At 66.4% G+C, this 12006-nt stretch carries 10 protein-coding genes; 8 read left to right on the top strand and 2 right to left on the bottom strand.

The annotated features are described in order from the left end of the window. Nucleotides 1-170 precede the first annotated feature (170 nt). The gene (locus QX094_RS31630) at nucleotides 171-713 is read left to right on the top strand and encodes a cytochrome b (protein WP_315714797.1); all 543 of its coding nucleotides are present in this window, start codon (nucleotides 171-173) and stop codon (nucleotides 711-713) included. A gap of 154 nt (nucleotides 714-867) precedes the next feature. On the opposite strand, the gene ftsH is transcribed toward QX094_RS31630, so the two are convergent. Next, nucleotides 868-2715, bottom strand: a complete 1848-nt coding sequence (gene ftsH, locus QX094_RS31635; protein ID WP_315714798.1) for an ATP-dependent zinc metalloprotease FtsH — start codon at nucleotides 2713-2715, stop codon at nucleotides 868-870. 66 nt (nucleotides 2716-2781) lie between these two features. Next, nucleotides 2782-3735 (bottom strand): lipid kinase, encoded by a 954-nt coding sequence (locus QX094_RS31640; RefSeq protein WP_316185275.1) that lies wholly within the window; start codon nucleotides 3733-3735, stop codon nucleotides 2782-2784. A 577-nt stretch (nucleotides 3736-4312) separates the two neighbouring features. On the opposite strand from QX094_RS31640, the gene QX094_RS31645 reads away from it, so the two are divergent. From QX094_RS31645 to QX094_RS31675, 7 genes are all read left to right on the top strand, one after another. Then, nucleotides 4313-5290: a TerC family protein gene (locus QX094_RS31645; RefSeq protein WP_316185274.1), complete on the top strand. Its 978-nt coding sequence runs from the start codon at nucleotides 4313-4315 to the stop codon at nucleotides 5288-5290. A 28-nt stretch (nucleotides 5291-5318) separates the two neighbouring features. Beyond that, nucleotides 5319-6272 carry an exopolysaccharide biosynthesis protein gene (locus QX094_RS31650; protein ID WP_316185273.1) on the top strand — a complete coding sequence of 318 codons (954 nt, stop codon included), beginning with the start codon at nucleotides 5319-5321 and terminating at the stop codon, nucleotides 6270-6272. A 241-nt stretch (nucleotides 6273-6513) separates the two neighbouring features. Continuing rightward, nucleotides 6514-8259, top strand: a complete 1746-nt coding sequence (locus tag QX094_RS31655; RefSeq protein ID WP_316185271.1) for a CHAD domain-containing protein — start codon at nucleotides 6514-6516, stop codon at nucleotides 8257-8259. A gap of 83 nt (nucleotides 8260-8342) precedes the next feature. Next, the gene (locus QX094_RS31660) at nucleotides 8343-8555 is read left to right on the top strand and encodes an MJ0042-type zinc finger domain-containing protein (protein WP_315749332.1); all 213 of its coding nucleotides are present in this window, start codon (nucleotides 8343-8345) and stop codon (nucleotides 8553-8555) included. Nucleotides 8556-8749: 194 nt separating this feature from the next. Then, nucleotides 8750-9922: a M20 aminoacylase family protein gene (locus QX094_RS31665; protein ID WP_316185270.1), complete on the top strand. Its 1173-nt coding sequence runs from the start codon at nucleotides 8750-8752 to the stop codon at nucleotides 9920-9922. Between the two features lie 298 nt (nucleotides 9923-10220). After that, complete coding sequence (locus tag QX094_RS31670) at nucleotides 10221-11135, top strand: DMT family transporter (protein WP_316185268.1); 915 nt, start codon at nucleotides 10221-10223, stop codon at nucleotides 11133-11135. Between the two features lie 53 nt (nucleotides 11136-11188). Continuing rightward, complete coding sequence (locus tag QX094_RS31675; protein WP_316185267.1) at nucleotides 11189-11920, top strand: hypothetical protein; 732 nt, start codon at nucleotides 11189-11191, stop codon at nucleotides 11918-11920. Nucleotides 11921-12006 lie beyond the last annotated feature (86 nt).

Here is a 12006-nt window from a genome sequence, read left to right on the forward strand (position 1 = left end):
CGGCTTATCGAGGCGCGACTGACAGAGCGGCACGCATGGAATCACTCAAAAATGATCAGCAGATGCCTTTGTGCGGTTGTCCGACATCTCGTCGTCGACCTCTGATCCTTCGACAGAGGTCAGATCCGCGACTAAGCAGGTCGCCGGAATTCACCACTGACGAGCCCGACATGCCCGAGACGATCGCGAGCTACGATCCCCTGCTGCGATGGATTCATTGGGCGACCGCCCTGCTGTTCATCGCAGCGATGCTGATCGGGCTGTATTGCGGCCTTCAGCCGGCCGGGACGTCGCCGCGGCGGGAGCTGCTGGAGGTTCACAAATCGCTCGGCGTCACGCTGTTTATGCTGGCCATTCTCCGCGTGATCGTGCGGGCTCGCACCATGGCGCCGGCCGCTCCGGCCACGTTCGGACCGATGGTCTGCGCGCTGTCGCAGCTCAATCATTGGGCGCTCTATGCGCTGCTGCTGATCATGCCCGTCACCGGCTACATGTTCTCGTCGGCCGGCGGCTATTCGCTGCGTTATTTCGGGACCTTCAGCTGGCCGCGCCTGTTCGCCGGCGACAGGACGATCGCCCATGCCGGCGAGATCACGCATGATACGCTGGCCTATCTGGTCTATCTCGTGGTCGGCCTGCACATTGCGGCCACGCTCTGGCACGCGTTTGTCAAGAAGGACGAGGCGCTGGCCCGGATGTGGCCGCGGCGGTGAGCGTGGCCGCCGTAGGGTGGGCAAAGCAGCCGCCGTCAGCCGGCAGCGTGCCCATCGTCGTGCGGCGAGCTCATTGCCAAGACGATGGGCACGGCGCTACACAATCCCGATCGTGGAGACCGCACGGCCGCGCCTTTGCTCCCCGACTCGACAACTATATCGGCTTCGCTGCCACAACGAGATCGCCGGCGCGCTGGTCCTGCTTCAGCAGGGCGGCGAGCTCGCTCTCGTCGAGCGTCTCCTTGACCAGCAGGCGGCGCGCCGCGCGCTCCAGCACGTCGCGCTTGTCCTGCAGCAGCTTGCGGGTGCGCTCCAGCGCGTTCGTCACGATCGCACGCACCTCGGCGTCGATCGCATCCCCTGCGGCCTCGCCATACTCGGCGCTGCGTGAGACGCCCGGCGCAAGAAACGACTGGTTGTCGCGCTCATAGGCGACCGAACCCAGTTGCTCCGACATGCCGTAGCGGGTCACCATCGAGCGCGCGATGTCGGTGACGCGGCGCAGATCGTCGGCGGCGCCCGTCGACAGATGGCCGTAGACCACGAGCTCCGCGGCGCGGCCGCCGAGCAGCACCGCCATCTTGTTCTCGAGCTCCTCGCGCGTCATCAGGAAGCGATCTTCCGTCGGGCGCTGGATGGTGTAGCCGAGCGCGCCGACGCCGCGCGGGATGATCGACACCTTGTGCACGGGATCGGTGCCCGGCAGGCTCATCGCGACGATCGCATGCCCCATCTCGTGATAGGCGACGATCTCGCGCTCCTTCGGATTGAGCAGCCGGTTGCGCTTCTCCAATCCGGCGACGATGCGCTCGATCGCATTGTTGAAATCATCGAGCGTGACCTCGTCGCCGCCGCGCCGCGTCGCCAGCAAGGTCGCCTCGTTGACGAGGTTGGCGAGATCGGCGCCGGTGAAGCCGGGCGTCAGCGCCGCGACCTTCTCCGGATCGACGTCGGCGGCGAGCTTGGCCTTCTTCAGATGCACCTGCAGGATCTGGATGCGACCCGGCTTGTCGGGCCGGTCGACCAGCACCTGGCGGTCGAAGCGGCCGGCCCGCAGCAGCGCCGGATCGAGAATCTCCGGCCGGTTGGTCGCTGCCAGCAGCACGAGGCCGGTCGAGGAATCGAAGCCATCGAGCTCGACCAGCAACTGGTTCAGAGTCTGCTCCTTCTCGTCATGGCCGCCGGCGAACGGGCCCATGCCGCGGGCGCGGCCGAGCGCATCGAGCTCGTCGATGAAGATGATCGCGGGCGCCTTGGCGCGGGCCTGCTCGAACAGGTCGCGCACGCGCGCGGCACCGACGCCGACGAACATCTCGACGAATTCCGAGCCCGAGATCGAGAAGAATGGCACGCCGGCCTCGCCCGCGACCGCCTTGGCGAGCAGCGTCTTGCCGGTGCCGGGCGGGCCGACCAGCAGCACGCCCTTGGGCATGCGGCCGCCGAGACGGCCATAGGATTTCGGATCCTTCAGGAACGAGACGATCTCGCGCAGTTCGTCCTTGGCCTCGTCGACGCCGGCAACGTCGTCGAAGCGGACGCCCGTGTTGGATTCGACGTAGACCTTGGCCTTGCTCTTGCCGATCTGCATCAGGCCGCCGCCGAGCCCGCCGGCGCCACCCATCATCCGGCGCGACAGCCAGTACCAGACGCCGAAGAACAGCGCGATCGGCATCACCAGCGAGAGGATGTCGCCGAGGATGTTGCTCTCGACGCGACCGGTGAAGGTGACGTTGGCCTTGCTGAGCTCCTTGGCGAACTCCTGGTCGACGCGCGTCGTCGCGAAGCGCGACTGGCCGCTGGGCAGCGGCTCCTTCAGTGTGCCTTCCAGGTAGTTCTCGGAGACGCCGACCTCCTTCACCTTGCCGGCTGCGAGCAGGTCCTGGAATTGACTGTAGGGAATAACGGCGACCTGGCGATAGCTCGTCCACGCATTGTGGATCATCATCGCGACGAAGATCGCGACGATCGCGTACCAGAGATTGAAGCGGGTCTGCTTGGTCATGGGTCTCTCAATCGGGTGATCAGTCGAAATCGAGTGTCCGCGAACGGCGGATCAAGCGGCCGCGCGTCAGGTGCGGTCCTGCGCTGCGTCCTCGGGCACGAACACCGTGACCGCACGCGGCAGCACGGAGAAGCGCGCCGGCGTGAAGGTGACGAGCTCGCCATCGGCATTGATCCGGCGCGGACGGCGCGTGCGGATCTCGAACGATGTATCACGCGAGGCCCGCACCTCCTGCCACAGGCCGTGGCGGCCCTTGCGGAAGTCATAGGCCATCGCCAGCAGCTTCCAGATGCGGCCGATCTCCAGCGAATACAGATCGAGATGGGAATCGTCGATCTCGGCGCGGTGATCGACCGCCATGCCGCCGCCGTAGTAGCGGCCATTGCCGACCGCGATCTGCAGTGTCTTCACCCGCACCGCGCCGTCGGACGATACGATCATCGCGCGGAACGGCCGTGCATTGGTCAGCACCTTCAGCGCCGTGAGCGCATAGCCGAGCCGGCCGAACCTCCGCTTGGTTTCCTTGGTCAGCTGCCGCGCGAGGTCGGCGCTCAAGCCGAGGCTGGCGACGTTGAAGAACGGGTGCCCGTTGACCTCGCCGAGATCGATCCGGCGGCGATGGCCGGCCGCAATCACATCGACCGCGGCCTCCATATCCGGCGGCAGGCCAAGCGTGCGGGCAAGGTCATTGGCGGTGCCGGCCGGAATGATGCCCAGCGGCAGGCCGGTCTTGAGCAGTGCGGGCGCAGCCGCGTTCAGGCTGCCGTCCCCCCCGGCGACGACGACCGCCTCCGCATCGTCGGCATGGGCTTCGATCCACGGCGCCACCTCGCGCGGACTATGCGGCGCCGAGATCACGAGATCATAGCCGGCTGCGCTCAGCCGCGACACGGCAACGCCGGCCGCTTCGCCGCCGGAGCGGCTGCCGCGATTGATGATCATCAAGAGGCGGCGCGTTGCCACGGCCGGGCGCGACGGCGGCGCCTTCGCGATCGATACCTGGTCACCCCCCGTGGTCACGATTGTCTCCCGTACACAAAATGCCAGCGCGCTCCAGCACGCAGGTTCCATACAAAGTGGCGAGCAGGCGCTCCGGTTCCATCACGATCACCGCCGCCCCTCCAGGCGATGCCGGGAGGTTTGAGCGGGGTAACGATTGTTGGGATGGTGATGTGGGGGCGAGAGCCGCAAGGCCCGATAGCAACAAGCGACGCGTGGGGCCGCATCTCGTCAAACTCCTCAATAGCGCCCGAAGTGCGCAATACCGCCAGCGGCAGCGGTCATGAAAGAGAGTCCGACATCATAGTCTCACGGACTATCAGAGGGGCCCGGATCTCCGGCCCTCTGGAATTAGTTCACCGCCGCACGGCCGCAAGACGGCCGCCGGGCAGCAGACACTCTGTCGCACCTCGCCGTTCATCTTGCCGAACGCAGATGCGAACGGCGGGCTCTTGAAAACCGCAGGCTCTTGAAAACCACTCGGCAGACACATACGTCCGTCGCCTACCCCTGGTCCGGGCCCCTCTGGTGAAGCTGCCGGTGCGCTCACGATGTCGGACCTGACATCAATCTCACCGGCTTGAAAGAGGGACCCGTCGTGGAATTCCTGCTCATCGCGTTTGCCGGCAAGCCCGTCTGGATGTGGCTCGCCTTCTTCGCAATCGTGCTCGCCCTCCTCGTCTTCGATCTCGGCATCCTCCATCGCAAGACGCGCGAGATCTCGGTGCGCGAGAGCCTCGTCATGAGCGGCATCTACATCATGCTCGCCCTGGCCTTCGGCGCCTGGGTGTGGTGGCAAATCGGCGCCGAGGCCGGCACCGCCTATCTCACCGCGTTCACGATCGAGAAGGCGCTGGCGATGGACAACGTCTTCGTCATCGCCATGATCTTCAGCTACTTCTCGATCCCGCGCGCCTATCAGCACCGCGTGCTGTTCTGGGGCATCGTCGGCGTCATCGTGCTGCGCGCGATCATGATCGGCCTCGGCGCCGCGATCGTCGCCCAGGCGAGTTGGGTACTCTATCTGTTCGCACTGTTCCTGGTCGCGACCGGCATCAAGATGCTGGTGTTCAAGGACACGCCGCACGACATCGGCGCCAACCCGGCGCTGGCCTGGGTGCGCCGCCGCTTCGACGTCACCGACCGCCTGCACGAAGAGCGCTTCTTCGTGCGCCAGCCTGATGCGCGCGGCAAGCCGACCTGGTTCATGACGCCGCTGTTCCTGGCGCTGATCTTGATCGAGTTTGCCGACGTCATCTTTGCGGTCGACTCGGTGCCCGCGATCTTCGCGATCTCGACCGACCCCTTCGTGGTCTACACGTCGAACATCTTCGCGATCCTCGGCCTGCGCGCGCTCTATTTCGCGCTTGCCGCGATGGTGGATCGCTTCCAGTATCTCAAGCTGGCGCTGGCGGCGGTGCTGATCTTCATCGGCTCGAAGATCTTCCTGGCCGACCTGCTCGGGCTCGAGAAGTTTCCGCCCGCGATTTCGCTCGGCATCACGTTCGGTCTGCTCGGCGCCGGCATCGCCTATTCGCTGTGGAAGACGCGGCCTGCGGTCGAGCCGATGAAGTGAGGCAGGTCGAAGGACAAGAGGTTGCTGCGTGGCAGTGAATGATGTCGCATCCGACGACGAGGACTCCTCGGCGCCACGCCGTCACAACGGGCCGATCAGCCGCCGGCTGCTCGCGATCGCCCGGACGGTGCGGTCCGAGGAGCCGTCGATCGGCGAGTTGTTCGACCGGCTGGAATCGGAAGGTCTTGGCCTGACCCTGCTGCTGCTGACCCTGCCGGCGCTGATCCCGTTGCCGGGCCCATTCGGCATGGTGTTCGGCACCTTTGTCGCGCTGGTCGCGCTGCAGATCCTGTTCGGCGCCGAGCGGCTATGGCTGCCCGAACAGTTGCGCAGCCGGCCGGTGCCGCAGCGGCTCCTGCGCAAGATCATCCGCGCCGGTCTCGACTGGGCGGGCTATGCCGAACGCGGCCTGCGCGAGGACCGGCTGGTCTGGCTGACCGGCCGGCCGGCGCGGATGCTGCTCGCGCTGCCGCTGCTTCTGATGGCGGTCACCATCATCCTGCCGATCCCGATGGGCAACGTGATGCCGGCGCTGGCGCTGATCGCCGCCTCGATCGGCTTCATTGCAGGCGACGGCCTCGCCGTGCTGGTGTCGATCCTGATTGCGATGGCTGCGGTGGTCTGGACTGCCGTTCTGCTCTACACCGGCGCTGCAGCAGCCGACTATGCCGCAACTCTCCTGGCCCGCTTAGCTGTGCATCTGCGGGCGATGTTGGAAAGCGTCGGTGTCGATCTCGGCTTTGCCGCAGGCGTGACGACCGTATTTGCAGTGGTAACCGGCATCGCTGCGCTTGCCTTCTGGGTGCAGGCGGTACGCCATCGGCGCAGCCGGCGCGCATCCGTCGATCCGGCGCAGGATCCGCGCGAGCGCTCCCGCGCGCTGGCGCGTCGCGGCCGCGGCCTCGTGGCCGCCGCGAGCATTGCGACCACCGCAGCCGCCGTCTTCATCGCCACGCGTTTCATGCTCACCGGCTCGATCTGAAGTTCCGCCTGTGGCGGCGCGGCCGCACGACGGTGCATTGCGGCTGCGACGGACATATCTTCGTGAGCACCTGCCGGCCGGAAGCGCGAGCACTTGTCATTGAAGCAGCAACAAAAAATGCGACCTGTAAGCTCTGGCGCGTCGCGCATCGTCGACGGCCTGCGAGAAATGCCACTGTCCCTTTGTGCCGGCTGCAGCTATACGAGAGATGACTGTCATTAAACGGTTACAGAATCGACACATGCCCGATTCGAACGCACCGGCGTCGATCCACGGCAGTGGCCATGCGGTCGGCGTGCGGGAGAGTGGTGAGTCGGCGAGCAGCGATCCCGGTGGCGCCGCCGATCGCTTGACTGCGCAGCACCTAGCCGATCACGCGGCCACGCAGGAGGATGCCGCAGCGCTTGGCGTGGAGGTCGCGGCGCCGTCCTTGCCGGATCCGGCGGCCGGCAGCGGCCACGAGATCGAGCTGAAACTCCTCGTCGCGCCCGATCAACTCGCCGGCTTCAACAACTCACCGGTCGTCACCGCGCATGCGCGCAACAAGGGCTCGCGCAAGCATCTGACATCGGTCTACTACGACACGCCGAAGCGCATGCTGTGGAAGAACGGCTTCACCTTGCGGGTGCGCCAGAGCGGCTCGCGCTTCGTGCAGACCGTGAAAGAGCAGCACAGCGACGACCCGCTCAAGCGCGGAGAGTGGGAGGCCAGCGTCAGCTCGCTGGCGCCCGATCCGGTGCTGGCGGCCGCGCTGCTGCCGGAGGAGCTTCGCTCCGCGCTGGCCGAGGCAACGCTCGAGGCGGTGTTCACGGCCGACGTGCATCGTCACGCGCGCATGCTCGACGTGCCCGGCGCGACGATCGAGATCGCGTTCGACAGCGGTGTCATCAAGGCCGGCGAGCACCGTGAGATCGTGAGCGAGATCGAGCTGGAGCTCAAGAGCGGCAACCCCGCCGCCATCTACGAGATCGCACAGCGCATCGCCGATCACGGACCGATCAGACCTTCGATCCGCAGCAAATCGGCGCGCGGTTTCGACCTCGCAGCCGGAGCAGCGCCGGGGGCCGAAAAGCCGCCCAAGCTGCGCCTCGATCCGGCGGTGTCTCTCGACGAGAGCTTCGCCCTCGTCCTGCGCGGCAGCCTGCATCATCTGCTGCAGGCCATGCCTGCGGCAGAGGACGGACGCGATACGGAAGGCGTGCATCAGTTGCGGGTGGCGCTGCGCCGCCTGCGCGCCGCGCTGCACCTGATGCGGCCGCTCGGGACCTCGGCGACGCTCGACGGTCTCGAGGCGGATGCGCGCTGGCTGGCACAGAGCCTCTCGGCGGCGCGCGACCTCGACGTGTTCCTGACCGATACGCTGCCCGAGATCGCCGAGGCCTGCCCCACTGTTGCAGGCTTCGACTCGCTCCGGGCGCTCGCCGAGCGGCGCCGCGATCTCGCCTATCGCACGCTGCGCATCGCGCTTGCCGAGCGCCGCTGCGCCGCTTTCGTGCTCGGCCTCGGCGAATGGATCGAGACCCGCGGCTGGCGCAACGACGTCTCCCCCGACGATCTCCGACGCCTCGCGGCGCCCGCGATCGATTTTGCCGGGCCTGTTCTGTCGGAGCGCCACCAGAAGGTGCTCAAGCGCGGCCGCCGCTTCAAGAAGCTGTCGGCCGAGCGGCGCCACCGGCTGCGTCTCGCGCTGAAGAAGCTGCGCTACAGCATCGACTTCCTGCTGCCGCTCTACGGCGCGAGCAAATCGGCGAAGAAATATGCCAGGACGCTCGCCGGCTTCCAGGAGCAGCTTGGCCACTACAACGACATGGCGGTCACCGCCGGCGTGATCGAGACCCTCGGCACCACCTCCACCGAGGCGGCGATCGCGGCTGCCGCGATCACCGGCTGGCAGTCGCATGCCATGGCCGGCGTGGAGGAGCCGTTGCGCGAGGCGTGGCGCGCCTTCACCAAGGCGCCGACGCCATGGCAGGCCGAGGAGGCGTGACGGCCGGACGCGGTGACGTCGGTTCATGGACCGCATTGATCTGGTTCAAGGCGTCTGGTCGAGCTGTTTGGGAGCGTGATCTCATGAAGATATCCAGCGTGACGTGTCCCCATTGCCGTGCCGCCTACGAGATCGCGGAATCGACCTCCGCCATTGGCGCTGCCGGGCGGTTCGACTGCGGCGTCTGCGGCACGCCATTGGCGGCGTGGGACGAGCCGAAGCTGCGGGCCTTCCGCCTGGAGGTACCACCCGAGCGCAAATATCCCCGCGTGCCGGCCCCCGCCCCGCTCACCTGACTCCCGTTCCGCAATCCGGAACGCCCGGCGTGGTCCGTCGAGGTGACCGCGCATCCGCGCATGGCGCCATGGCCGGCGGCAACTTGCCTGGCTTTTTTGACCGGGTCATAGTCGGTCACCGCGCGGTGCTGCCGGCTGGCTTGGCCGCATCCACTGCAGCGTCCCGATCCACTTCAGCGAGTCATCCGGTCCTCATGCCCATCCTCAACAGCATCGCCGCGCTCTCCGACGAAATGGCCGCTTGGCGCCACGACTTCCACGAACATCCCGAGCTGCTGTACGAGGTGCATCGCACCGCCGGCATCGTCGCCGACAAGCTGCGCGCATTCGGCTGCGACGAGGTGGTGACGGGCATCGGCCGCACCGGCGTGGTCGGCGTGATCCGCGGCCGCAAGTCGGCCTCGGGCAAGACCATCGGCCTGCGCGCCGACATGGATGCGCTCCCGATCGAGGAAACCTCTGGCGTTCCCTACGCCTCGAAGACGCCGGGCCTGATGCATGCCTGCGGCCACGACGGCCACACCGCGATGCTGCTGGGCGCTGCGAAATATCTCGCCGAGACCCGCAATTTCGACGGCACCGCCATCGTCATCTTCCAGCCGGCCGAGGAAGGCGGCGCCGGCGGCAAGGCGATGGTCGATGACGGGCTGATGACGCGCTGGGGCATCCAGGAGGTCTACGGCATGCACAACATGCCGGGCGTGCCCGAAGGCCATTTCGAAATCTCGCCCGGCGCGATGCTGGCCTCGGCTGATGCGATCCACATCAAGGTCACCGGCAAGGGCGGCCATGGCGGTGCCGGCCCGCACCGGGCGGTCGACAGCATCCTGATCGCCTCGCAGATCGTCAACGCGCTGCAGTCGATCGTCGCCCGCAACGTCGATCCCTTGAAGTCGGCGGTGATCTCGGTGTGCTCGATCCATGGCGGCACCACCTTCAACGTGATCCCCGAGACGGTCGAGATGCTGGGCACCGTGCGCACGCTCGATCCGGAGATCCGCGATCTCGTCGAGAGGCGCATCGTCGAGGTCGCCGAGGCCACCGCGCGCGCCTATGGCGGCTCGGCCGAGGCGATCTACGAGCGCAAATATCCGGTGACGATGAATCACCCTGCGCAGGCGGCTTTCGCCGCCGACGTCGCCCGCGACGTCGCCGGCGCTGAGCGCGTCAACGACCGCGCCATTCCGCTGATGGGCGGCGAGGATTTCGCGTTCATGCTGGAGGCGCGCCCGGGCGCCTTCGTGTTCCTCGGCATGGGCCCCGGCAACGAATGCCACCACCCGGCCTACCGCTTCAACGACAACATCCTCAGCGCCGGCGCATCGTACTGGGTGAAGCTGGTCGAGAAGAGCATGCCGGCGAACTGATCGGAGCGACCGCGCAAGCTCGCAACGGCGTCATTGCGAGGAGCCGTAGGCGACGAAGCAATCCAGGATCTTCATCGGATCGCCAGTCTGGATTGCTTCGCTCCGCTCACAATGACGGGTGTGGCTGACATCGCCGGCCCCACAGGCTCCGTCATCGCGAGCGCCAACGAAGCGTCCAGGGACGCAATGCACCGATCGGAATGGCTTCGGTTTCCTTCCACGAACAGTTCGCCCCGTATCGAAACATCACGCGCCGCCGCCCGGCTAGGAGAAGCCATTCTCCCGCCCGCGAGGCACCATGCAGAGCCGCTCCGATCTCACGACAGAATTCGCCCTCCTGCTCGTTCTGTCCACCTTGTGGGGCGCCTCATACACCTTCATCAAGATCGGCGTCGAAACCATTCCGCCGCTGACCCTGATCGCCGTGCGCACGCTGATTGCGGGGCTGCTGCTGGCCGCGATCATCCGAAGCCGCGGCCTCGCTTGGCCACGTGACCGGACGATTTGGCGGCGCTTCGTGATCCAGGCCGGTCTCAACAGCGTCGTGCCGTTCACGCTGATCGCCTGGGCCGAGCGCACCGTCGAGGCGGGTCTTGCGACGATCCTCAACGCGACCTCTCCGATCTTCACCTTCCTGCTGACCGCGCTGGTGACGCACCACGAGCCTGTCACCCTGCGCAAGCTGGTCGGCGTCGCCGCCGGACTCGCCGGCACCTGCCTCATCGTCGGCACCGAGGCGCTGGGCGGGCTTGGCCGCGAGCTGTGGGCGCAGATTGCGATCGTCGCCGCCACCATCTGCTATGCGGGTGCGGCGATCATGGGAAAGAGCTTCAAGGGACTCGATCCGATGTTGCCGGCCGCGGGATCGCTGCTGTCTGGCGCCGCGGTGCTGATCCCGCTTGCGCTGGTCGTCGACCATCCGTGGACGCTGGCACCGTCACTGCGCTCGGTGCTGGCGCTGGCCGCGCTCGCGACCGTCTCGACTGCGGCCGCGATGGTGATCTATTTCCGCCTGGTGCAGACGCTCGGCTCGATCGGCGCCACCGCGCAATCCTATCTGCGGGTGCCGATCGGCGTTGCGATCGCCGTGGCCGGGCTCGACGAGCACCTCGCGCCGACCGCCTTGATCGGCCTCACCTGTGTCCTCATTGGTGTGATCGCGATGACGCTGCCCGCGCGCAAGAAGCCGACAGGCGATTCGATCAAAGGTTGACCGTACGCACCAGCGCTGCTTTGAACCCAAAGCGGCAACGCTGGGTCAATAAAATGCAATGCGTCTTCGTTTTGCTTCTTGTCGCGCTGGCAACCACGATTGGTCCGGCCGCGGCCTCGGCCGACATCCCCTACGCGATGTCGGAGCATCCTTCACAAGACGGCCGCTGCAAAGGAGACACCGGCAAGGCCGACCTCGACCGCGACGAGCAGGCCTGCCTCGCTCAGTTGAAGGATGTCGTCAGGCGCAACGGCAAGTCGCTGGAAATCACATTCAAGGATGGTTTCACCAGAAGCTACGTGACCCGACTTCCGGATGACCTACCCGGACATGAGGACGGCTCGGTCGAGTACAAGCTCGTCGGCTACTTTCCGGAGCACGAACTCCTGCTGATCGAGATCGGCTATTGGGAAGGCGTGCAATGGATGCTGCTGTGGCTCAATCGCGGCATCGAGACCAAGATCCATTCGCCGCCGCACGCCTCGCCAAGCCGCCGCTGGCTGTTTTCGGTCTGCTCCAGCGAAGGTCCCTCCGGCTGCGGCAACGGGATGGAGATCGTTGCCGCGCCGTTCGACCTCAAGCTGGGGGGCTGGTCCTATCTCACCCCTGACGACGACTACACCTTCTACGAGTTCGACGGCTGGGACGGCGACGACCGCGTCAAGCTCATCGCCACCTTCAAGGTTGGCACCGAGATGAAGCCATTCCCGGCCTCTGTCGAACGCATCAACGGCCGCTGGCAATTGAAGCTGCCAAAACAGCACCGCAAACCGCCACGTCATTAGCAGCCCGTTTCTCTCGCCGTCATTCCGGGGCGGCGCGAAGCGACGAGCCCGGAATCCATAACCACGACTGTGCATGTGGCGAAGAC

The organism is Bradyrhizobium sp. SZCCHNS1050, from assembly GCF_032484785.1.
In the GTDB taxonomy this organism is placed as follows: Bacteria; Pseudomonadota; Alphaproteobacteria; order Rhizobiales; family Xanthobacteraceae; genus Bradyrhizobium.